We start from the raw sequence: 21,436 nt of genomic DNA, 5'->3' as shown, positions 1-21,436 counted from the left end.
ACACGACCATGACTGACATCACCAGTGGCATAACGAGGGAGCGCTGGACGCTCCACCACTCCGCCCGCGCCCACGCCGGCAGCCGCCCGGACCATCCGGCGATCGTCTGCGAGGGCCGCGTCACCACCTACGAGAAGTTCCACCGGGACAGCAACCGCGCCGCGCACGCCCTGCGCGCCTGCGGGGTCCGGCGTGGCGACCGCGTCGCCTACCTGGGCCGCGAGTCGGAGAACTACTACCTGGTGATGATCGCCTGCGCCAAGGCGGGCGCGGTCCTGGTACCGGTCAACTGGCGGCTCACGGCCGGCGAGGTGGACCACATCCTGCGCGACTCCGGCGCCGCCCTGATCTTCGTCGACGACGAGTTCTGGGACACCGTCGCCACCGTCCGCCACCAGCTGCGCGGACTGCGCAAGGTGATCCGCGTCGACGGCACCGACGCCGACGGCGAACCCGCCCGCGGCGCCGGACTGCCCGCCTGGGCCGCGAGCCGGCCGGACACCGACCTCACCCCGGGCACCGGCCCCGACGACGCGGTCATCCAGATCTACACCAGCGGCACCACCGGCCTGCCCAAGGGCGCCGTCCTCGCCCACCGCAGCTTCTTCACCCTGCCGCACGCCAGCCGGGAGCGCGGCGTCGACTGGATCGACTGGCTGCCCGAGGACGTCGGCCTGATCTCCCTGCCGGGCTTCGGGGTCGCGGGCATCGGCTGGTTCCTGCACACCTTCAACGCCGGCGGCACCAACGTGATCATGCCGCAGTTCGACCCGCAGGAAGCGGTGCGGCTCATCCGCGCCCACCGGGTGACCACCACCTTCGCCGCACCGGCCATGCTGCAGGCGATGGCCGCCGAACGCGGCGCGGGACCCGAGGCGTTCGCCTCCCTGCGCAAGATCGCGTACGGCGCCGCGCCGATGTCCGAGACGCTGCTCAAGCAGTGCCTGGAGACCTTCGGCTGCGAGTTCGCGCAGATCTACGCCAGCACCGAGACCGGCAGCGTCGCGGTCTGCCTGCCCCCCGAGGCGCACCACCCCGGCAGCACCGTGCTCACCTCGGTCGGCAAACCCTGCCCCGGCAACGAGGTCAAGGTGATCGGTCCCGACGGCGAGACCCTCGCGGCCGGTGCCATCGGCCAGATCTGCGTGCGCGCCCCGTCCCGGATGCTCGGCTACTGGAACCTGCCGGAGGCCACCGCCCGCACCCTGGTGGGGGAGTGGCTGCACATGGGCGACGCCGGCTACCTCGACGACGACGGCTACCTCCACCTGTGCGACCGGATCAACGACACGATCATCGTCGCCGGGCAGAACATCTACCCGGCCGAGGTCGAGAAGGCGCTCGCCGCGCACCCGGCCGTCGCCGACGCCGCCGTGGTCGGACTGCCCGACGAGCGCTGGGGCGAGAGCGTGCACGCGGTGGTAGTCCTGCGGCCCGGGACCAAGGCCACCCCGCGCGAACTCCTGCTGTCCCTGCGCGGCCGGATCGCCGACTACAAGATCCCCGGCACCTACCACTTCGCCGAGACGCTGCCCCGCAACCCCTCCGGCAAGATCCTTCGCCGCGCGGTGCGGGAACAGCTCGCGGCGCCGGCCCGGGACCCGCTCGCGAGCACCGTATGACACCGAACCGGCACCCCATGCCCGAAAGGGACCTGACCATGAGCACCGAGCCCCTGCGGATCGGCATCCTCCTCCCCACCCGGGAACAGGCCATCAACGGCGCCTACGCGGCCGCGCCGCTGCTGGACTTCGCGCGCCAGGCGGAAGCGCTCGGCTTCGACTCGCTGTGGGCCGGGGACTCCCTCACCGCCCGCCCCCGCCTGGACCCGCTCGTCGTCCTGTCCGCCGCGGCGGCGGCCACCGAGCGCATCGCGGTCGGCACCGCGGCCCTCACCCCCGCCCTGCGCCACCCGCTGATCGGCGCCAACATGGTCGCGAGCCTCAGCCATGTCGCCGCTGACCGGCTGGTCCTCGGCCTCGGCTCGGGCTTCCCGATGCCCGAGACGGAGGCGGAGTTCGCCTCGGTCGGCGCCTCCTTCCAGGGCCGGGTGGGCCGCCTGGACGAGATCACCGCGCTGTGGCGCACCGCCTGGCGCTCCGGGGAGGACGGCGAACCCACCGACTTCCAGGGCAGGTTCTGGCAGGCCGAGCACCTGGACCGGCTGCCCTCCCCGGCCGTCGCCGGCGGCCCCCCGCTGTGGCTGGCCGGCAGCGACACCCCGAAGGTCCTCGCCCGCGCCGCCACCCGCTACGACGGCTGGCTGCCGTTCCTGCCGGACGTCGAGGCGTACGGCCGCGCCCGCCGCCGTATCGCCGAACTCGCCGAGGAGGCCGGGCGCGGCGCCGGCGCGGTCACCCCCGCGCTGTACGCCACGGTCACCGTGAACAGCGACGAGACGGCGGCCAGGGCCGAACTGGAGCACTACATCAGCCACTACTACGGCCGCTCCCTGGACCAGATGCGCACCATCCAGGCCTACGCCTGGGGCAGCGCCGAGAAGTGCGCCGAGTGGCTCGGCGAGTACGTCCGGGCCGGCGCCCGGCACCTGGTCGTACGGATCGGATCCCTCGACCCCGAACCGCAGTTGAAGGAGATCGCCGAGGTGCTGCTGCCCGCGGTACGCGCCCTCGGCCCCACCGTTGGGAGCACCCAGTCGTGACCAGTGCCATCGCCTCCGTCGGCCAGGACATGTCCCGCGCGGGGCAGTGGTTCCACCCCGCGGAACCCTCGCCCGACGCCTCGATCCGGCTGTTCATGCTGCCGCACGCGGGCAGCGGGGCCATCATCTACCGCGACTGGGAGCGCCTGCTGCCGCCCGACATCGCCCCGCAGGCGGTGACCCTGCCCGGCCGGCACAACCGCCGCGAGGAGCAGACGTACGAGGAGTTCGAACCGCTGCTCGAGGCGCTGCACGAGGCCGTGCTCGACGACCTCGACGACCGTCCGTTCGCCCTGTTCGGGCACTGCCTCGGCGCCCAGCTCGCGTTCCGGCTCACCATCCGCATGGAGGAGGAGGGCGGCCCGTCGCCCCTCATGGTCGGCACCTCCGGCTGGTCCCCGCAGGGCTTCTTCAAGCCCACCGAGGAGCAGAGCAGGATGCCCGAGCCCGAGATGGTCGAGTGGATCAAGAAGCTGGGGTCCTTCCCGGCGGAGATCTACGACAACCCCGAGATGCTCGCCCTCGTGGTGCCGGCGCTCCGCGCCGACCTGCGGGTCGCCGCCGACCACGACGACGACGGCGCCGGCGTCAACTGCCCGCTCGCCTCCTACGGCGGCCGCTCCGACCCGCTCCAGGAGCACCCGGACGCCATGTCCCACTGGGCCGGGCGCACCCCGGCCTACCTGGGCCACAACGAGTACCCGGGCGGCCACTTCTACATCGACACCCACGCCCAGTCCGTCACCGCCCACTTCGCCCACCGGCTGCAGCGCATCGCCGCGACCCAGCCGGCCTGAGCACCCGTTCCACCGGCAGCGGCCGACCGGGCCGGCCGCTGCCACGCGCTCGGAGCGAGCCGCGCCGGCGCCCCGAGAAGCGAAAGAGAGAGACACATGAGAGCACCCCACGACCTGTACATAGCCTCGGCAGCGGCCTGGGTGCCCGGCACCCGCCCGCTGGACGAGGCCGTAGCCGCGGGCCTCGTCGACGAGGAGCACCAAAACCTCGGCTACGAGTCGATCGCCGTGGCCGAGGGCGTCTCCGGGCCCGAGATGGCGGTGCGCGCGGGGCGGCTGGCACTGGAGCGGGCGGGGTCGGACGGTCACGAGGTCGGCCTGGTGCTGCACTCCTCGTGCGGTTACCAGGGCCACGACATGTGGCCGGCGGCGTCGTACGTGGCGAACGAGACCGTGGGCCGCGCCGCCGTCGGCTTCGACGTCCAGCAGCGCTGCAACGCCGGGCTCGCCTCGCTGACCCTGGCGGCCGGTCAGATCGCCGCCGGGTTCACCGAGGCGGTGCTGCTGACCAGCGGCGACAACTTCGCGCCGCCGTGGGTGGACCGCTGGAACGTGCAGCTCAACTTCATCTTCGCCGACGGCGGCGGCGCGATGCTGCTGTCCGGGCGGAGCGGCTTCGCCCGGGTGGTCTCGCTGTGCGTGGGCGCCGACAACTCGCTGGAGCGCTGGAACCGGGGCCTGGAGCCGTTCGGCACCGCGCCCGGCCGGGAACTGCCGCTGCGGCTGCGCGACCGCGGGGTCCAGCACGCCCTCACCCCCGAGGCCGAGGGCTCCTGGGAGCGTTTCGAGGCCGGCCTGCTCGACACCACGACACGCGCCCTGGCCGACGCCGGCGTCACCACCGAGGACATCGCCCGGACCGTCGTACCGCACATCCACCGGGGCGTGTCCCCGGAGAACTACGAGCTGCTGGGCTTCGCCGAGAAGCAGAGCACCTGGGAGCTGGGCCGCCGGGTGGGCCACATGGGCGCGGGCGACCAGTTCCTCGGCCTCGAACACCTCGTCAGGCAGCGGGCCGTGGGCCCCGGCGACCTCGTCCTGCTGGTGGCCGCCGGCGAGGGCTTCAGTTTCTCCGCCGCCGTGGTCGAGATCCTCGACGTCCCCGACTGGCCGTAGTGAGCGCCGCTGTCCCGCGGCCCGCCCGGCCGGCGCGTCAGCGCCGCGTCAGCGGGCTGCGGGACAGTGGCCGTCCGACGCACACGGGAGACCGCCGCCGTCCGCGCGCGGGCGGGCAGGGCATGCCACCCCCCCACCCCTGAGCGAAGGATCGGAAAGACATGAAGCTGGACACAGAGCTGTACATAGCCTCCGCCGCCTCGTGGCTCCCGCACGCCCGCCCGCTGGGCGAGGCCGTCGCCGCGGGCCTCGTCGACGAGGAGCACCAAAACCTCGGCTACGAGTCCATCACGGTGGCCGAGGGCGTCTCCGGGCCCGAGATGGCGGTGCGCGCCGGACGGCTGGCACTGGAGCGGGCGGGATCGGACGGCCACGAGGTCGGCCTGGTCCTGCACTCCACGTGCGGCTACCAGGGCCACGACATGTGGCCGGCGGCGTCGTACGTCGCCAACGAGACCGTGGGCCGCGCGGCCGCCGGTTTCGAGCTGCAGCAGCGCTGCAACGCCGGGCTCGGCTCGCTCACCCTGGCGGCCGGGCAGATCGCCGCCGGGTTCACCGAGGCGGTGCTGTTGACCAGCGGCGACAACTTCGCGCCGCCGTGGGTCGACCGCTGGAACGTGCAGCTCAACCTCATCTTCGCCGACGGCGGCAGCGCCATGCTGCTGTCCGGGCGCGGCGGCTTCGCCCGGGTCCTCTCCGCACGCGTGGGCGCCGACAACTCGCTGGAGCGCTGGAACCGGGGCCTGGAGCCGTTCGGCGCCATACCGGGCCGGGAGATGCCGGTGCCGCTGCGCGCCCGTGGCCGCCAGCACGCCGTCACCGCGGAGGCCGAGGGCTCCTGGGAGCGCATCGAGGCCGGGCTGAAGAGCACCACGGCCGGCGCGCTGGCCGACGCGGGCGTCACCACCGAGGACATATCGCGCGTGGTGACCCCGCTGATACACCGCGGCGAGTACCCCGAGAACTACGACGTGCTGGGCTTCACCGAGAAGCAGAGCACCTGGGACCTGGGCCGCCGGGTGGGCCACATCGGCGCCGGCGACCAGTTCCTCGGCCTCGAACACCTCGTCACACAACGGGCCGTGGGCCCCGGCGACCTCGTCCTCATGGTGGCGGCGGGGGCCGGTTTCAGTTTCTCCGCCGCCGTCGTCGAGATCCTCGACGTCCCCGACTGGCAGTAGCGCGCGTGCACGCCGGTTCCGGTCCGCCGTGCCGGCCGGGCACCCGCAGGACAAGAAAGGAACCGTCAACCATGTCCCTGCAGCAAGCGCGGACAGCCGGCGCGGAGACCCGGGAGCGGGCGCCGGCCGGCCCGCACTGGGCGACGCTGCCGCTCATCCTGGTCGGCACGTTCGTGATCACGCTCGACGTGTTCATCGTGAACGTCGCCATCCCCGAGACCCAGCGCGACCTCCACGCGAGCGCCTCCGCGGTGGAGTTCGTGGTCGCGGGATACGCCCTCGCCTACGCCGCCGGCCTCATCACCGGCGGCCGGCTCGGCGACCTGTACGGCCGGCGGCGGATGTTCCTGCTCGGCGTCGCGCTGTTCACCCTCTCCTCCGCCTGGGCGGGCATGGCGCCGACCGCCGGGCAGCTCGTCGTGGCCCGCATCGCGCAGGGTCTCGCCTCCGCCCTGATGGGCCCCCAGGTGCTGGCCATCATCGGCGTCACCTACGCGGGCCAGGCCCGGGTCAGGGCCTTCAACGCGTTCGGCCTGACCATGGGCCTCGCGGGTGTCTTCGGACAGCTCATCGGCGGTCTGCTGATCCACGCCGACATCGCCGGCCTCGGCTGGCGGACCTGCTTCCTGGTCAACGTGCCGGTCGGCGTCGCCGCGCTGCTGCTCGGACCGCGGCTCATCCCCGAGTCCCGCGCCGAGGGCCGGGCGCACCTCGACCCGCTCGGCATGGTGCTGGTCTCGGCCGGCCTGGTCGCGGTGGTCCTGCCGCTCGCCGAGGGCCAGCAGCAGGGCTGGCCGCTGTGGACGTGGCTGTGCCTGGCCGCGTCGCCGGTGCTGCTCCTGCTGTTCGCGGTGTACCAGCGGCGGCTGGCGAACACCGGCGGCAGCCCGCTGGTCAACCCGGTGCTGTTCCACAAGCGGCCGTTCACGGTCGGCGTCGTCACCGGTGTCGTGTACTACTCCGGCATGGCGTCCTTCTTCCTGGTCCTCGCCCTCTACCTGCAGGCCGGGGTCGGGCTGACGGCCCTGGAGTCGGGCCTGGTCTTCCTGCCGCTCGGCGTGGGCTTCCTGGCCACCTCGCTGCTGGCCCGCAAGGTGGCGGCCCTGCTCGGCCGTCAGGTCCTCGCGGTGGGCGCCCTGGTGCTGCTGGCCGGGCTCGGCGGGCTCTGGGAAGCGGTCGACCACATCGGCACCGAGGGCGCGGTGGCCTGGCTGGTGCCCGGACTGCTGGTGGGCGGCTCGGGCATGGCGATGGTGATGGCCCCGCTGGCCTCGATCGCCCTCGCCGGCACCGACCCGCGCTACGCAGGCTCCGCCTCGGGCGTGCTCTCGACGGCCGCGCAGGTCGGCGGCGCGGTGGGCGTGGCCGCGGTCGGCGTGGTCTTCTACCACGTCCTCGGCCAGGGCACCGGTCCCGGCGCCTACGCCGACGCCTTCAAGGCCAGCGTCTACCTGCTGGCGCCGCTCGCGCTCGCCGTGGCCGCGCTGGTCCAGCTCATCCCGCGTCCCAAGCCGGTCCCCGCCTCCTGAGCGCGGCGGGGCCCCGCCGGGGTCACGGAGAGAGGGCGGGCACGCGACGGCGTGCCCGCCCTCCCACGCGTGGCCCGCGGTTCAGGAGACGGCGTGGCTCAGCCAGAAGTCCAGCAGCTCGCGGTCGCCCGTCACCGTCACGCGCGGGCCCTCCGGCCGCAGCCGCCCCTTCACCACGAGCAGCAGGTCCGCGGGGGAGGTGACCACGGTGACGTCGGCCGGGGCGCCCTCCGGGGCGTCCCGGACGACCCGCACACCGTCCGGGGCGCAGGTCACCAGCCAGTTCGAGACCCGGCCCGGAGCGCCGGCGGCCGACCGGAAGCCCAGCGTCTCACCGCCGCGCGGCACCTCGGCGAACAAGGGGGAGTGGAACGGCCCGGCCTCGGGCACGCCGAACGCCACCAGGCAGAAGTCCACGCAGTCCAGGGCGACGTCGGCGGCCGGCTCGAAGGGCCGGCCGGCCAGCAGGTCCACGTCCGCGCGGTGCACGGTCGTCTCGTACATCGCCCAGCGCGGCCAGAACTCCTTGTTCTGCTTACCGTGCGGCGCCCAGACGGGCACCTCGGGGCCGATGCCGCCGATCGCCTCGATCAGCCGCTCGGCGCCCTCGGTGACGAACCGCGCCCGCGACGAGGGGTCCAGCAGCCGGCTGTCCGCCGCGGACTCCCGCGCCCCGAGCCCGGCCACCCGCTCGGTCCAGCTCGTGCCGTCGTCGTCGGCGCCGGCCCCGCCGCCGCCCGGGAGGACGAACTCGGTGCTCCGGGTGGCCAGGATGGTCGTCGCCCACTCGTGCCCCTGGCGCACGTGCCGCACCAGGTCGCCCAGTGTCCAGCCGGGGCAGGTCGGAACCGGCTCCGTCAGCGGGAGGTCCCGGGCGGCGTCCGCGAAGCGGGCCGCCTCCCGGCGGAGTTCGGAGGTACAGCGGTCCATGGGCAGCGGAACGTACGTCTGTGCGGTCATGAGGTCCTACTCCGGTCGGTGAACGTGCACGGCTCTGTCCCCGGAGATCCGCGGACCGCCGGGGCATCCAGCCCATTCGAACCGGGCACACTGACACGTTACTGATCATTCCGGGCAACCCGCTTTGCGGCGTCAGGCGCGTGTCAGAGACGGGTCAGCGGCACTTGGCAGAGTCATCCCCGTCGCACGCTCCTCCTCGCCGGGGCCGGGGCCGCATCCGTGGCCCGCGTCCGCCCGCGGCGGGGACACCCCCCATCGTTGCCGTGCCGGTTGCGCCGGCGCGTCCGACGTGAGGAGAACGCTCGTCATGGCAGACACCGCAGCCCCGGGGCCGACCCGGGCCCTGATCGTGGCAAACCCGGCCTCCGGCAGTCACAGCCCCGAACTGGTCCGCCAGGTCGCGGAGCTGTGCGAGTCCTGCCTGGACCGCGCCGAGGTCCACCTGACCAGCGCGCCCGGCGACGCGACCGGCGCGGTGCGCCGGGCGCTGGAGCGCGGGGACGGCGCACCCGACCTGGTCGTCGCCATCGGCGGTGACGGCACGGTCCGCGAGGTCGTCCAGGGGCTCGTCCCCGCGACCGGCCGGGCGACCCTCGCCGTCGTGCCCGGCGGCACCGGCAACTCCGGCTACAAGATGCTGTGGGGCGACCGCCCCTGGACCGAGTCGCTGAAGGCGGTCCTGACCGACTCCGGCATCGGCGGCAGCGCCCGCCTGCGCCGGCTCGACCTGGCCCGCCTCGCCGAGACCCGCAACTACGTCTATCTGGGCGCCTGTTCGGGCGTGATCGCCGACGCGCTGATCACCGCCCGGGAGCTGCCGCTGACCGGACGCGAGCGCTACGCCCGCGCCTTCGCCGACACGGCCGCGGGCTACGCGCCCTATCCGGGCCGGGTCACCGTCGACGGCCGCGTGGTGCACGAGGGCCCCACGGTCCTCGCCAACGTCGGCGGCGGCCCCTACCGCGGCGGCCGGTTCAAGGTGCTGCCCGACTCGCTGCTCGACGACGGACTGCTCGACGTCTGCGTCATCGGCGGCGAGGTCCCCGCGGCCGACGTGCCCGGACTGACGCTGGAGGCGGCGCACATGGACCACCCGGCGACCGTGTACGCGCGCGGCCGCCGGATCACCGTCGAGCGCACCGACGGCCACCGGCTGCCGCTGGAGCACGACGGCGAGTACCAGCACGGCATCGGCGACTCGGCCACCTTCGAGGTGCTCCCCGGAGCCCTCCCGGTCTGGGCGCCCGCCACCCCCTGAAGCCCGTACCAAGCCACCTGCCGGAATCACAAGTAAGCAAGACACGAAGGAGAACGCCCGCATGAGCGACCTGACCACCACCGTCTCCCGCTACCTCGACATCTGGAACGAGGCGGACGCCGACAAGCGCGCCGCGGCCATCGCCGAGCTGTTCACCGCCGACGCTCCGTACATCGACCCGCTCGCCGCGGTCGAGGGTCACGAGGGCTTCGGAGCCGTGGTGGCCGGCGCCCGCGACCAGTTCAAGGGCCTCACCTTCGAACTGCACGGCACCGTCGACGCCCACCACAACCAGGCCCGCTTCCAGTGGGGCCTGGTGACCGAGCCGGGCGCCGAGCCGATCGCCATCGGCTTCGACGTCCTCGTCACCAACGACCAGGGCAAGATCCAGGGCGTCTACGGCTTCCTGGACAAGGTCCCGGCCGCCTGAGCACGCACCCAGCGCGGGAGCACCGGGACCGCCGGTGCTCCCGCGTTCGTGCGCACACCGCCGACGCACGCACGGCAAGGAAGGTAGCCGCCTCATGACCGCTGTCCTCGGGGAGAGCGTGGCCCAGGCCCTGTGCGCCGACTGGGCCGAGCAGGCACACACCCTGCCCCGGGCCGCCCCCGGCCGCGCACCGGCCGACACCCCCTTGCGGGAACTCTCGCACTGGGCCGCGTCGCTGCGCCCGCAGCACGTCCCGTGCCGGGTGCTGAAGCTCGCCGCGAGCCAGGTGCTGTCGCAGATCGCCTCCATCCGGGCCGGCCTCCAGCACCCCCTCGGCAGAAAGCTGGTGGCGGCCTTCGGGCACCCCATGCAGCGCGACCCCCGGCAGGCCGCCGGCGTGTTCGCCGCGCTCGGATCATGGCTCAACCTGGACGACACCGCCTACGCCGGGCACCTGTCGAACTCCACGGTCGCGGTCCCGCTCGCCTTCGCCTACGCCCGCGGGCTCGACGGACTCTCGTTGCTCACCGCGGTGGTCGCGGCCAACGAGTGCGCGGCCCGCATCACCGCCTCCGCGACCCTCGGCCCGCTGCGCGGCCAGAGCGCCGTCCACACCCACCTGGCCGGCGCGGTGGCGGGGCGGCTGCACAGCGACCGGGCCTCCGCGAGCCTCTTCGAGAACGCCTTCGGACTGGCCTTCGCGATGCCCAACTGGCCGTTGATGCGCGCCTTCCTGGCCAGCGACGCCCGTCTGTTCAACACCTTCACCCCGGTGCGCACCGCGATGGACGCCTGCGACGCGGCGTACGCGGGGCTGCGCGGGGCGCCGGACATCATGGAGCACAGCGACGGTTTCCTGGCCCGGTTCGCCACCGTGCCGCTGCCGCAGGCGGTGGCGAAGGGGCTGGGCCGGCGCTGGCACACCGACACCCTCTCGTTCAAGATGCACCCCGGCGGCCCCGGCATCGACGCCGCGGTGGACTGCGCCGCCGAGATCCACCGTGAACTCGGCGCGCTCCGGCCCCGGGACGTGGCCGAGGTGGTGGTCGAGGCCTCCCTGTACACGCTGTTCGCGGGGGAGCGGGCCGCCCGCTACGTCACCGGCCCCGGCTCCCCGCTGGGCGCGCTGGTCCTGGACGTGCCCTACCCGGTGGCCACCACCCTGCTGACCGGCGAGTTCTCGGTGGACGACTTCTCCTCGCCCGCCGTGGACGACCTCGACCGCTGGGCGCTCGCCAAGCGGATCCGGCTGGAGCACGACACCGAGATGACCCGTGAACTGTTCCTGTCCGACGCGCCGTTCGGCGAGGCCGTGCGCGAGGCGGGGGACTCGGCCGTACCGTGGCTGCGCGGCTTCGGCGGCGACGAGCTGGTCGACCTGGTCGGGGCGCTGCAGGCCGACGACCGGGACTTCTCCCGCTCCACCAAGGCCACCGGCGCCCGCGTCACCGTACGGCTGACGGACGGCCGTACGATCTCCCGCACCCGGCTGATCCCGGTCGGCGCCGCCGGTCCGGAGACCCGGGCGGACCACGCCGCACTGGTACGGGAGAAGTTCCTGGCGGTGGGCGGCTCCCACGAGGTCGCCGACACGGTCGGCGGCCTGCACCGGATGCGCCCGCGGGCGGTACGCCGCTGGATAGAGACGGCGTTCCTGGACTGACCGCCTCACCCCGCGCACCGTCCACGCGCGGTGCACGGGCGCAGTATCAAGCGGTTCACCCGGCTTGGCCGGCGGTGCCGGCACACCCCGCGCGGCCGCGCGGGGACGTCAGTCGTTCTCGCGGGCGGACAGGACCGACGGTCCGGCCGCAGGGCGGCGGAGCGCGGCGACGAACTTGTAGCGCGAGCCCCGGTAGACCGAGCGGACCCACTCCACCGGGGTGCCGTCGGCGTCCCGCGAGTGCCGGGACAGCAGCAGCATCGGCAGGCCCACGTCGGTGGCGAGGAGCTGGGCCTCGCGCGGCGTCGACAGCGAGGTCTCGATGGTCTCGTCGGCCTCGGCCAGGTGCACGCCGTACACCTCGGCGAGGGCCGTGTAGAGCGAGGGGTACGTGGCCAGCGAGTGCCGCAGCCCGGGGAAGCGCCGTACGGACAGATGGGTCGCCTCGATCGCCATCGGGTCGCCGCTGGCCAGCCGCAGCCGCTCGATGCGCAGCACGCGCTCGCCCGCGTCGATGCCGAGGAGCGCGGCCAGCCGGGCGTCCGCGGGCACCTCGCCGATGTCCAGCACCTGCGAGGCGGGCTCCAGGCCCTGGGCGCGCATGTCCTCGGTGTGCGAGGTGAGTTGCAGGGTCCGGTACAGCTTGGGCTGGGCGACGAAGGTGCCCTTGCCCTGGATGCGGTCCAGCCGGCCCTCGCCGACCAGCTCCTGCAGCGCCTGCCGGACGGTGGTGCGCGAGGTGCCGAGCCGGACGGCGAGCAGGCGCTCCGCGGGCATCGCCGAGCCGGGTTCGAGGGCCCGCGTCATCTCCAGCACCTGCTGCTTGATCCGGTAGTACTTCGGCACGCGCGCGGTGCGGCCGGGCACCCCCCTGGGGTGCTGGGCGCTGCTGACGTCGGTGGCCATGCCTGCCTTCCCGGCTGTGGGGGGTGGAGCTCCCGTTATAGCGACCAACCGCCCTATGGTCTAGTCCAACTGGCCCGAGAGGTCTAGTCCAGTAAGTCGACCGGGCCGGAAGGGGACGAACGCGCTCCGGTGACTTTCTCGTAACGGCCGGAACGCCTTTCCGAACCGCCCTTGACACTCAAAAAGGTCTAGGCCAAGCTCCACCGTACTGGTCTACACCATTAGTGACCGGGTCCCGAGCCCTACGTGCAACAGCGTCGTACGCAGGTCACCGCCGAGGGCGTGGGGGGATTAGTGGCATCCCTGAGGAGGGTGGCGTGAAGCGCAAGCTTGCTGCCGCGATCGTGATCGCGGGCATGATGGTCTCCGTCTCGGCGTGTGGCGGCGACGACGACAAGGACACGGGCAAGAACGCGGGACCGGACAGCTTCAAGGGCCAGACCCTGACGGTCTGGACGATGGACGGCTCGGCGCCGCCGCAGTGGTCGAAGGACGTGCAGGCGGCCTTCGAGAAGAAGACCGGCGCGAAGCTGAAGTTCGAGATCCAGAAGTGGGACGGGATCCAGCAGAAGATCACCACCGCCCTCTCCGAGTCCAACCCGCCGGACGTCATCGAGGTTGGCAACACCCAGACCCCGGCCTACGCCGCCACCGGCGGCCTCGCCGAACTGGGCGACCTCAAGCAGGAGATCGGCTCGGACTGGACCCCGTCCGTCTCGCAGTCCTCGGTGTACGAAGGCAAGCAGTACGCCGCTCCCTGGTACTTCGCCAACCGCGTCGTCATCTACAACAAGAAGATCTGGGCCAAGGCCGGCATCAAGGACACCCCGAAGACCCGGGACGAGTTCTTCAAGGACCTGGACGCCATCGGCAAGAAGACCGACGCCGAGCCGCTCTACCTGCCCGGCCAGAACTGGTACTTCTTCGACGGCCTGACCATCGGCCAGGGCGCCGACCTGGTGAAGAAGCAGGGCGACAAGTACGTCTCCAACCTCGGCGACCCCAAGGTCTCCGCGGCCATGGAGCTCTACAAGAAGTACGCCGGCTACTCCAAGGCCCCCAAGGACAAGGACGAGGCCACCCCGCAGCAGGCCACGGTCTTCGCCAAGGGCAAGACCGGCGCCTTCATCGGCATGGGCTGGGAGGCCGGCACGGCGATCCAGGCCAACAAGTCCATCGAGAAGGACCTCGGCTACTTCACCATCCCGGGCGAGAGCGCGGACAAGCCCGAGGGCGTCTTCCTCGGCGGCTCCAACCTCGCCGTCGCCCAGGGCAGCAAGAACCAGGCCCTGGCCAAGGAGTTCCTGAAGATCGCGCTGTCCGACCAGTACGAGGGCCAGCTCGCCAAGCTCAACGGCGTCATCCCGAACAAGGAGTCGCTGGAGAGCAACCTCAAGGGCAACGGCGCCGCCGAGGCCGCCGCTCCCGGCGCCGCGGCCGGCGGCACCACCCCGCTGATCCCCGAGTGGGCCGCGGTGGAGAACACCCCCAACCCGATCAAGTCCTACATGACCGCGGTGCTGAACGGTAAGTCCCCCGCGGCCGCCGCAAAGCAGGTCGAGGCCGAGATCAACAAGCGCCTGGCCCAGCAGAACTGACGATCCGCGCCGGGGGCGTCCGCCGACGCCCCCGGCCCGGTCGTCCGTACCGCCCGTAACGCCCGTACAGCCCACAGCCCGTACGGTCACGGAAGAGATGGCAACTCATGTCAGTGCAGACCGAAGGCACGGACACGGCCGGGGAGCCCGCTGTCCACAAGGCCCGGGTGCCGGCGCCGCCCGGCGGTGAGGACGGCGGCTCCGCCCCGTCGGCCCGCCGCGGCGCCGCGGCTCCCTATCTGCTCCTGCTGCCGGCGCTGCTGGCCACGCTGATCCTGCTCGGCTGGCCCCTGGTGAAGAACGGCATGCTGTCGTTCCAGAACCTCAACCCGCGCCAGCTCATCCAGCACCTCACCGAGTGGAACGGCGGCGACAACTACACAGAGGTCCTGTCCGGTTCGGACTTCTGGCACGTCGTCGAACGGTCGGTGGTCTTCACGGCGGTCAACGTCGTCCTGATCATGCTGCTCGGCACCCTGACCGGGCTGCTGCTGGCCCGCCTCGGCAGGAAGATGCGGCTGCTGCTCCTGCTGGGCCTGGTGCTCGCCTGGGCCATGCCCGTCATCGCGGCCACCACCGTCTACCAGTGGCTGTTCGCCCAGCGCTTCGGCGTCGTCAACTGGGTGCTGGACAAGCTCGGCTGGCACTCCATGGCCGACTACAACTGGTTCGGCTCCCAGCTCTCCACCTTCTCCGTGATCACGCTGCTCATCGTCTGGCAGTCGATCCCGTTCGTGGCGATCAACCTGTACGCGGCCACCACCACGATCCCCAGGGAGCTGTACGAGGCCGCGTCCCTGGACGGCGCCGGCGCGTGGAAGAGCTTCACCTCGGTGACCTTCCCGTTCCTCAGGCCGTTCCTCTACGCCACGACGTTCCTCGAGGTCATCTGGGTGTTCAAGGCGTTCCCGCAGATCTTCGCGATCAACGAGGGCGGCCCCGACCGCCTCACCGAGACCCTGCCGATCTACGCCTTCGTCGAGGGCGTCGGCAACCAGCACTTCGGAGTCGGCGCGGCGATCTCCTTCCTGACCATCCTGGTGCTGCTCGTCATCACCTCGTACTACCTGCGCATGGTGCTCAAGCAAGAGGAGGACGAGCTGTGAAGCGCTCCGTCTTCGGCCGTGTCTGGCCCAACGCGACCGCCGTCGTCCTCTTCGCCGGCTTCGTGTTCCCCGTCTACTGGATGTTCGCGACGGCCTTCAAGCCGACCGGCGACATCATCTCCGAGAACCCGGTCTGGTTCCCGACGAACGTCACCGCCGGCCACTTCTCCAAGGCCGTGCACGCCGACCACTTCTGGACCCTGGTCCTCAACTCCGTCACCGTCACGGTCAGCGCGGTGCTGCTGTCGCTCGTCATCGCCCTGTTCGCCGCGTTCGCGCTCGCCCGGATGCGGTTCCGGGGGCGGCGCGGCTTCATCGTGACCTTCATGCTGGCGCAGATGGCGCCCTGGGAGGTCATGGTCATCGCCATCTACATGCTGGTCCGCGACAACGACATGCTCGACAGCCTGGTCCCGCTCACCGTCTTCTACGCGATCATGGTGCTGCCGCTGACCGTCCTGACGCTGCGCGGCTACGTGGCCGCCGTGCCGAAGGAGCTGGAGGAGTCGGCGATGGTCGACGGCTGCACCCGCACCCAGGCCTTCGTCCGGGTGATCTTCCCGCTGCTCGCGCCCGGTCTGATGGCCACCTCGCTGTTCGGCTTCATCACCGCGTGGAACGAGTTCCCGCTGGTCCTGATCCTCAACAAGGACATCGAGAAGCAGACCCTGCCGCTGTGGCTGTCCCAGTTCCAGACCGCGTTCGGTGACGACTGGGGGGCGACGATGGCAGCCTCGTCCCTGTTCGCCCTGCCCATCCTGATCCTGTTCATCTTCCTGCAACGCAAGGCTGTCAGCGGTCTGACCGACGGCGCCGTGAAGGGATGACGCCCCCGATGACAACACTCGCCACTGGGCCGGACACCCTCACCCGGGACGCGCTCGCGGTGCTTCAGCCGGGGTTCGACGGCACCACCGCCCCGGACTGGGTGCGCCGCCGGCTCGGTGAAGGCCTCGCCTCCGTCGCCCTGTTCGGCCGCAACGTCGTCTCCGAGGAGCAGGTCACCGCGCTGACCGCGCAACTGCGCGCGGAGCGGGACGACCTGCTTGTGGCCATCGACGAGGAGAGCGGGGACGTCACCCGCCTCGACGTGCGCACCGGATCGTCCTTCCCCGGCAACCACGCGCTCGGCGCCGTCGACGACCCCGGCCTCACCCGGGGCGTGGCGCGCGAGCTGGGCCGGCGCCTGGCCGCCTGCGGCGTCAACTTCGACTGGGCGCCGTCCGCCGACGTCAACGCCGACCCCGAGAACCCGGTCATCGGGGTGCGCGCCTTCGGCGCGGACACCGAACTGGTCGCCCGGCACACCGCCGCCTGGGTCGAGGGCCTGCAGTCCACCGGTGTCGCCGCGTGCACCAAGCACTTCCCCGGGCACGGCGACACCAACGTCGACTCCCACCTCGCGGTGCCGCGCATCGACGTGGACGCCGAGACGCTGTACGCGCGTGAACTGCCCCCGTTCCGCGCCGCGATCGCGGCCGGCAGCCGGGCCGTGATGAGCGCGCACATCCTGGTCCCGGCCCTCGACCCGGACCGCCCCGGCACCCTCTCCCGCCGCGTCCTCACCGACCTGCTGCGCGGCGAACTCGGCTACCGGGGCCTGATCGTCACGGACGGCATGGAGATGCGCGCCATCTCCGCGACCTACGGCCTGGAGCACGGCGTGGTCCTCGCCATCGCGGCGGGCGCGGACGCCATCTGCGTCGGCGGCGGCCTGTGCGACGAGGCCACCGTGCTGAGTCTCAGGGACGCCCTCGTGTCCGCGGTGCGCTCCGGCGAGCTGCCGGAGGAGCGGCTGGCCGAAGCGGCCTCGCGGGTGCGGGAGCTGGCGCGCTGGACGGCCGCGTCCCGCGCGGACGCCGGGACCGTCGAGCCCGAACCGGAGATCGGCCTGGCCGCGGCCCGCCGCGCGCTGACCGTGACCCGCGGCGCCGCCGCCGCGCCGGTCACGGAACCGGTGTACGTCGCCCGGTTCGACCCGGCGCCGAACATCGCCGTCGGCGACGAGACGCCGTGGGGCGTGGCCGCCGAGCTGACGCGGCTGCTGCCGGGCAGCGCGGCCGGCTCGTTCACCGGACCCGAGGCGGGCCGCGAGGCCCTCACGGCGGCGGCCGGCCGGCGGGTCGTCGCCGTGGTCCGCGACGAGCACCGGCACGGCTGGATGGGCTCCGCCCTGGACGCCCTGCTCGCCGCCCGCCCGGACACCGTCGTGGTCGAGATGGGCGTCCCGCAGGCCCCGCCCCGCGGCGCCGCGCACATCGCCACCCACGGCGCCGCCCGGGTATGCGGGATCGCGGCGGCGGAGGCCGTCGTCGCGGGCTGAGCGGCCGCGCCACGGCCGGCGCCGGGCCCCGCACCGGGCCCGGCGCCGGCCTCTTCGACTCTCTTCGTCACGACCGCGAGTCGTCCGGCGCCCCCCCCGCGCCGGCGGCGGGCCGCTCAGGCCAGCGACAGGAAGAGCTTCTCCAGCCGCGTCCGCATCTGCCCGGGGTCCTCGCCGTCCTTGCGGCCCGCCTCCATGTCCGTGATGCACTGCTGCAGCCCGGTGGCGATGATCGCGAAACCCGCCCGGTCCAGCGCCCGGGACGCGGCGGCCAGCTGCGTGACGACCTCCTCGCAGTCCCGGCCCTCCTCGATCATCCGGATCACGCCCGAGATCTGGCCCTGCGCGCGGCGCAGACGGTTCAGGACGGACTTCAGTTCCGCACCCGCGAGATCCAGTTCCACGATCACTCCTAAAAAATACCCCTAGGGGTACTGTACGTCCCGGTTCGGGACACCGTCGACCACCGACGAGCACAACGCCGGCGACCGCTCCCGTCATCCCGGCGCGTCGCCGGACCCGGAGCCGGGCCTCACAGCTCGAGGCTGAACCAGGTCGTCTTGCCGTCGTCGGTGGGACGCACGCCCCAGTCGCCGGCGAGGGCGCGCACCAGCAGCAGGCCGCGGCCTGACTCGTCGTCCTCCGTCGCGCTCCTGGGCTGGGGCAGATGCAGGCTGCGGTCGCCGATCTCCACGGTCAGGGAGGTGTCCGTGCGGCACGCGCGCACCCCGATCGGTCCCTCGGCGTGCTGCACGGCGTTGGTGAGGATCTCGGAGAGCAGCAGGAGGGCGTCGTCCGCCACGTGCGCGCAGTCCCAGGCGACGAGCGCCTTGCCCAGGAAGTCGCGGCCGGTCCGGACCGACTCGGCGGCTGCGGGCAGGTCCGTCGCGAGCGTGGCCAGCGGAGCCGCGGGAAGCTGGGTCAGCAGCAGCGTGACGTCGTCGTGCCCGTCCGCGTCGGGGAGCAGCGTGGACAGCACGTGGTCGGCGGCGGCCTCCAGGTCGGGCGGCGTGTCCGGCAGCCTGTCCAGCGTGGCGATCAGCTCGGTGAGCTGGTCCTCGATGTCGGTCCCCGGCATCTCGATCAGACCGTCCGTGTACAGCACGAGCGTGGCGCCGGGCGCGACCGTGGTGCGGCGCTGCTCGTAGATCACACCGCCGACCCCGAGGGGGGCGTTCACGGGCGCCGGGAGCACCTCGGCGCTCCGGCCCGGCGCGGTGACGAGAACCGGCAGGTGACCGGCGGAGCACATCGTCACCTCGCCCGTGTCGGCGGCGATCACCAGATAGCAGCAGGTCACCAGCTGGTCCGGTACGTCGAGGTCGGCGACGACGCTCTCCAGCGTCTGCATGAGCTGCCGCGGCTGCACCCCGGTCTTGGCCAGCGCGTGCGCGGCGGAGCGCAGTTGCCCCATGACGGCGGCGGCCTCCAGACCGCGCCCCATGACGTCGCCGATGAGCACTCCGACCCGGCCGGCGCCCAGCGGGATCAGGTCGAACCAGTCGCCGCCCACGCCCGCGCCCTGCGTCGCCGGACGGTAGCGGCTGGCGGTGGCGAGGCCCGGGATGGCGGGCGGCGTGCCCATCAGGCTGCGCTGCAGCGTGAGCGCGATGTGCCGCTGCTGCTCGTACAGCTCCGTCAGCTCGGCCTCGGCACGCTTGCGGTCGCTGATGTCCCGGACGATCGCGCACGCCCCGACGACCCTGCCGTTGCGGCCCCGGGTCGGCCACAGGGTGACGTCCACGTCCAGCAGGTCCCCGGAGCGGGTGACCCGCAGCGTCTCGAAGTGCTCGACCTTCTCGCCCCGGCGCAGCCGCTTCAGGAGCGCGGTGATCTCGTCCCCGCGTTCGGGCGGCGCCAGCAGGGACACGTGACGCCCCAGCACCTCGTCCGCCGTGAACCCGTACAGCCGCTGGGCCGCCGCGTTCCAGTACGTGATGTGGCCGTCGAGGGTCTTGGCGAGGATGGCGTCCTGCGAGGACTCGACCAGCGCGGCGAGTTCGGTGATGCGCTCCTCGGCGGCCTTGCGTTCGCTGACGTCGCGTACGGCGGCGGAGACGAGGAGGCCGTCGGCGGTCTCGAGCGGGCTGAGGCTGATCTCGACGGGGAACTCGGTGCCGTCCTTGCGCAGTCCGTAGAGGTCGAGTCCGGCGCCCATGGGGCGGACCTGCTGGTTGTGGGTGTAGGCGTCGCGGTGTTCGGTGTGGTGGCGGTGGAAGCGGCCGGGGACGAGGAGTTCGACGGGGTGGCCGAGGAGTTCCTCGCGGCGGTAGCCGAAGAGGGCTTCGGTCTGGGCGTTGACGAGGCGGATCCTGCCCTTGTCGTCCACGATGACCATCGCGTCCGGCGCCGCCTCCAGCAGCCCCCTGAACCGCTCCTCGGCGGCCTTGCGTTCGCTGACGTCGCGTACGGCGGCGGAGACGAGGAGGCCGTCGGCGGTCTCGAGCGGGCTGAGGCTGATCTCGACGGGGAACTCGGTGCCGTCCTTGCGCAGTCCGTAGAGGTCGAGTCCGGCGCCCATGGGGCGGACCTGCTGGTTGTGGGTGTAGGCGTCGCGGTGTTCGGTGTGGTGGCGGTGGAAGCGGCCGGGGACGAGGAGTTCGACGGGGTGGCCGAGGAGTTCCTCGCGGCGGTAGCCGAAGAGGGCTTCGGTCTGGGCGTTGACGAGGCGGATCCTGCCCTTGTCGTCCACGATGACCATCGCGTCCGGCGCCGCCTCCAGCAGCCCCCGGAACTTCTCCTCGGCGGCCCCCGGCGCCGCCGTCCGGTCGGGCGCCGCGCACCGGCACGGCTGCGGCGGTACCGCGCCGGCGGAGTCCGGTGGCCGCGCCGCGGTCAGGTCGCTCGTCGTCATCGATCGCCCCCCAGGCTCGACATGAGACGGGCCATTCCAGTGGACTCCGCGCCGCGGCACGACGACATGTCGCTTAGTGACGCCACACCGCCCGAACCTGTCGCCCCCGGTGGACAAGCTGATCACTCCGCGTCTGTCCACCGGATCATGACTGCCGGAAAAATTCGGTGCGCCTCATCTGCAACCTATCGCCGGTCCTGGCCGGAAAAGTTCGGGAAACGGTTCCCGATGAGCGGTACGGCCGCCAGGAGGTGGCGTGGACATCCAAGGAGAGCGTTCCGGCGGGCGCGGGCCGGTGCCGCACGGCGGGCACCCGGAGGCACTCACCGCCGTCCCGGCCCGCCCGGTGCACCGGGTGCTGTTCCGCCAGTGGTGGCAGGACGTCGTCCTCCTCCACTGGGAGGCCGATCCGTTCGAGGTCGCGCGGCTGCTGCCGCCCGGCACGACCCCCGACCTCCTCCACGGCCGCACCTATGTGGGCCTCGTCTTCTTCCGCATGCGGGACCTCGCCTTCGGGCATCTGCCCCCGGTGCCCCGCCTCGGCACGTTCACCGAGGTCAACGTGCGCCTGTACAGCAGGGACGCACTCGGGCGGCGAGGGGTGGTGTTCCGCTCGCTGGACTGCGACCGGCTGCTGCCCGTCCTCGTCGCGCGGGCGGCCTTCGGACTGCCGTACCGCTGGTCGCGCACGTCTCGCCGCTGGTACGGGGAGCGGCTGCTGTACCGCACGCGCGGACGCGGCGGCCGCCGCACCGACGCCCACGTCTGGGTCGACGTCACCCGCGAGCCCGTGCCGCCGGGGCCGCTGGACGAGTTCCTGACCTACCGCTGGGGTCTGCACGAGAGCGTGCTGGGGTGCACCTACTACCTGCCCAACACCCATCCGGCGTGGACGTTCCGGCGGTGCGCCCTGCTCGGCTGGGACGCCTCGGCGGTCGCGGCGGCCGGGCTCACCCCGCCGGCGGGCGACCCGGTCAGCGTGCTGTACGCCCCGGGGGTGCCGGTCCGCTTCGGCCCGCCCGCGCGGCTCGCGCCGACGCGCTGACCCGGTGC

The 21,436-nt window shown here is 72.7% G+C and carries 18 protein-coding genes; 14 read left to right on the top strand and 4 right to left on the bottom strand.

Going from position 1 to position 21,436, the window contains the following annotated elements; translation table 11 throughout:
- Positions 1–8 precede the first annotated feature (8 nt).
- The 6 genes from ACZ7JA_RS16250 to ACZ7JA_RS16225 all read left to right on the top strand — a co-directional run bounded on the left by ACZ7JA_RS16250 (position 9) and on the right by ACZ7JA_RS16225 (position 7,285).
- Positions 9–1,622 (top strand): fatty acid--CoA ligase, encoded by a 1,614-nt coding sequence (locus tag ACZ7JA_RS16250; protein ID WP_389447997.1) that lies wholly within the window; start codon positions 9–11, stop codon positions 1,620–1,622.
- 38 nt (positions 1,623–1,660) lie between these two features.
- Positions 1,661–2,662, top strand: coding sequence for an LLM class flavin-dependent oxidoreductase (locus tag ACZ7JA_RS16245; protein ID WP_403681481.1), 1,002 nt, complete (start codon positions 1,661–1,663; stop codon positions 2,660–2,662).
- Positions 2,663–2,691: 29 nt separating this feature from the next.
- A complete protein-coding gene (locus ACZ7JA_RS16240) occupies positions 2,692–3,459 on the top strand; it encodes a thioesterase II family protein (protein ID WP_389302814.1) in 768 nt (255 codons plus the stop codon).
- A gap of 96 nt (positions 3,460–3,555) precedes the next feature.
- Positions 3,556–4,575, top strand: a complete 1,020-nt coding sequence (locus ACZ7JA_RS16235; protein WP_389447999.1) for a ketoacyl-ACP synthase III family protein — start codon at positions 3,556–3,558, stop codon at positions 4,573–4,575.
- 161 nt (positions 4,576–4,736) lie between these two features.
- A complete protein-coding gene (locus ACZ7JA_RS16230; RefSeq protein WP_389302699.1) occupies positions 4,737–5,756 on the top strand; it encodes a ketoacyl-ACP synthase III family protein in 1,020 nt (339 codons plus the stop codon).
- A 71-nt stretch (positions 5,757–5,827) separates the two neighbouring features.
- Complete coding sequence (locus tag ACZ7JA_RS16225) at positions 5,828–7,285, top strand: MFS transporter (protein ID WP_351666710.1); 1,458 nt, start codon at positions 5,828–5,830, stop codon at positions 7,283–7,285.
- 81 nt (positions 7,286–7,366) lie between these two features.
- Here ACZ7JA_RS16225 and ACZ7JA_RS16220 read toward each other — a convergent pair whose 3' ends face one another.
- Positions 7,367–8,245, bottom strand: coding sequence for a maleylpyruvate isomerase N-terminal domain-containing protein (locus tag ACZ7JA_RS16220; RefSeq protein ID WP_470808797.1), 879 nt, complete (start codon positions 8,243–8,245; stop codon positions 7,367–7,369).
- Positions 8,246–8,552: 307 nt separating this feature from the next.
- Here ACZ7JA_RS16220 and ACZ7JA_RS16215 point away from each other — a divergent pair, with 307 nt between their 5' ends.
- The 3 genes from ACZ7JA_RS16215 (at position 8,553) to ACZ7JA_RS16205 (ending at position 11,596) form a co-directional block, all read left to right on the top strand.
- Complete coding sequence (locus ACZ7JA_RS16215; RefSeq protein ID WP_351666714.1) at positions 8,553–9,503, top strand: diacylglycerol/lipid kinase family protein; 951 nt, start codon at positions 8,553–8,555, stop codon at positions 9,501–9,503.
- A gap of 61 nt (positions 9,504–9,564) precedes the next feature.
- Positions 9,565–9,933, top strand: a complete 369-nt coding sequence (locus ACZ7JA_RS16210; protein ID WP_351666716.1) for a nuclear transport factor 2 family protein — start codon at positions 9,565–9,567, stop codon at positions 9,931–9,933.
- 94 nt (positions 9,934–10,027) lie between these two features.
- Entirely contained in the window at positions 10,028–11,596 is a 1,569-nt protein-coding gene (locus ACZ7JA_RS16205; RefSeq protein WP_389302692.1) for an MmgE/PrpD family protein, read from the top strand.
- Positions 11,597–11,704: 108 nt separating this feature from the next.
- Here ACZ7JA_RS16205 and ACZ7JA_RS16200 read toward each other — a convergent pair whose 3' ends face one another.
- Positions 11,705–12,502 carry a GntR family transcriptional regulator gene (locus ACZ7JA_RS16200; RefSeq protein WP_351666720.1) on the bottom strand — a complete coding sequence of 266 codons (798 nt, stop codon included), beginning with the start codon at positions 12,500–12,502 and terminating at the stop codon, positions 11,705–11,707.
- Between the two features lie 317 nt (positions 12,503–12,819).
- On the opposite strand from ACZ7JA_RS16200, the gene ACZ7JA_RS16195 reads away from it, so the two are divergent.
- The 4 genes from ACZ7JA_RS16195 to ACZ7JA_RS16180 all read left to right on the top strand — a co-directional run bounded on the left by ACZ7JA_RS16195 (position 12,820) and on the right by ACZ7JA_RS16180 (position 17,529).
- Positions 12,820–14,100: an extracellular solute-binding protein gene (locus ACZ7JA_RS16195; protein WP_351666722.1), complete on the top strand. Its 1,281-nt coding sequence runs from the start codon at positions 12,820–12,822 to the stop codon at positions 14,098–14,100.
- Positions 14,101–14,207: 107 nt separating this feature from the next.
- Positions 14,208–15,206, top strand: a complete 999-nt coding sequence (locus ACZ7JA_RS16190; protein WP_351666724.1) for a carbohydrate ABC transporter permease — start codon at positions 14,208–14,210, stop codon at positions 15,204–15,206.
- Positions 15,203–16,033, top strand: a complete 831-nt coding sequence (locus ACZ7JA_RS16185) for a carbohydrate ABC transporter permease (RefSeq protein ID WP_389302686.1) — start codon at positions 15,203–15,205, stop codon at positions 16,031–16,033. Before ACZ7JA_RS16190 ends, ACZ7JA_RS16185 begins: the two co-directional genes overlap by 4 nt.
- A gap of 8 nt (positions 16,034–16,041) precedes the next feature.
- Positions 16,042–17,529, top strand: coding sequence for a glycoside hydrolase family 3 protein (locus ACZ7JA_RS16180; protein ID WP_389448008.1), 1,488 nt, complete (start codon positions 16,042–16,044; stop codon positions 17,527–17,529).
- Positions 17,530–17,645: 116 nt separating this feature from the next.
- Here ACZ7JA_RS16180 and ACZ7JA_RS16175 read toward each other — a convergent pair whose 3' ends face one another.
- Positions 17,646–17,933 (bottom strand): metal-sensitive transcriptional regulator, encoded by a 288-nt coding sequence (locus ACZ7JA_RS16175; protein ID WP_351666730.1) that lies wholly within the window; start codon positions 17,931–17,933, stop codon positions 17,646–17,648.
- Positions 17,934–18,061: 128 nt separating this feature from the next.
- On the bottom strand, positions 18,062–20,383 hold the full coding sequence (locus ACZ7JA_RS16170) for a SpoIIE family protein phosphatase (RefSeq protein ID WP_470808790.1): 2,322 nt from the start codon (positions 20,381–20,383) through the stop codon (positions 18,062–18,064).
- Positions 20,384–20,639: 256 nt separating this feature from the next.
- On the opposite strand from ACZ7JA_RS16170, the gene ACZ7JA_RS16165 reads away from it, so the two are divergent.
- Positions 20,640–21,428, top strand: a complete 789-nt coding sequence (locus ACZ7JA_RS16165; protein WP_389302682.1) for a YqjF family protein — start codon at positions 20,640–20,642, stop codon at positions 21,426–21,428.
- The last annotated feature ends 8 nt before the right edge of the window (positions 21,429–21,436 follow it).

Source organism: Streptomyces sp. NPDC038135, from assembly GCF_055601245.1.
Note: the sequence above shows the minus strand (reverse complement) of the source record. Positions and strands in the feature narration are given on the sequence as shown.

What these genes read in the sequence shown, in the direction of transcription:
- ACZ7JA_RS16190 (WP_351666724.1), top strand. Translation starts at nt 14,208, where the DNA reads ATGTCAGTGCAGACCGAAGGCACGGACACGGCCGGGGAGCCCGCTGTC.
- ACZ7JA_RS16225 (WP_351666710.1), top strand. Translation starts at nt 5,828, where the DNA reads ATGTCCCTGCAGCAAGCGCGGACAGCCGGCGCGGAGACCCGGGAGCGG.
- ACZ7JA_RS16220 (WP_470808797.1), bottom strand. Translation starts at nt 8,245, where the DNA reads ATGACCGCACAGACGTACGTTCCGCTGCCCATGGACCGCTGTACCTCC.
- ACZ7JA_RS16170 (WP_470808790.1), bottom strand. Translation starts at nt 20,383, where the DNA reads ATGACGACGAGCGACCTGACCGCGGCGCGGCCACCGGACTCCGCCGGC.
- ACZ7JA_RS16205 (WP_389302692.1), top strand. Translation starts at nt 10,028, where the DNA reads ATGACCGCTGTCCTCGGGGAGAGCGTGGCCCAGGCCCTGTGCGCCGAC.
- ACZ7JA_RS16230 (WP_389302699.1), top strand. Translation starts at nt 4,737, where the DNA reads ATGAAGCTGGACACAGAGCTGTACATAGCCTCCGCCGCCTCGTGGCTC.
- ACZ7JA_RS16210 (WP_351666716.1), top strand. Translation starts at nt 9,565, where the DNA reads ATGAGCGACCTGACCACCACCGTCTCCCGCTACCTCGACATCTGGAAC.
- ACZ7JA_RS16250 (WP_389447997.1), top strand. Translation starts at nt 9, where the DNA reads ATGACTGACATCACCAGTGGCATAACGAGGGAGCGCTGGACGCTCCAC.
- ACZ7JA_RS16240 (WP_389302814.1), top strand. Translation starts at nt 2,692, where the DNA reads ATGTCCCGCGCGGGGCAGTGGTTCCACCCCGCGGAACCCTCGCCCGAC.
- ACZ7JA_RS16215 (WP_351666714.1), top strand. Translation starts at nt 8,553, where the DNA reads ATGGCAGACACCGCAGCCCCGGGGCCGACCCGGGCCCTGATCGTGGCA.
- ACZ7JA_RS16180 (WP_389448008.1), top strand. Translation starts at nt 16,042, where the DNA reads ATGACAACACTCGCCACTGGGCCGGACACCCTCACCCGGGACGCGCTC.
- ACZ7JA_RS16235 (WP_389447999.1), top strand. Translation starts at nt 3,556, where the DNA reads ATGAGAGCACCCCACGACCTGTACATAGCCTCGGCAGCGGCCTGGGTG.
- ACZ7JA_RS16200 (WP_351666720.1), bottom strand. Translation starts at nt 12,502, where the DNA reads ATGGCCACCGACGTCAGCAGCGCCCAGCACCCCAGGGGGGTGCCCGGC.
- ACZ7JA_RS16245 (WP_403681481.1), top strand. Translation starts at nt 1,661, where the DNA reads ATGAGCACCGAGCCCCTGCGGATCGGCATCCTCCTCCCCACCCGGGAA.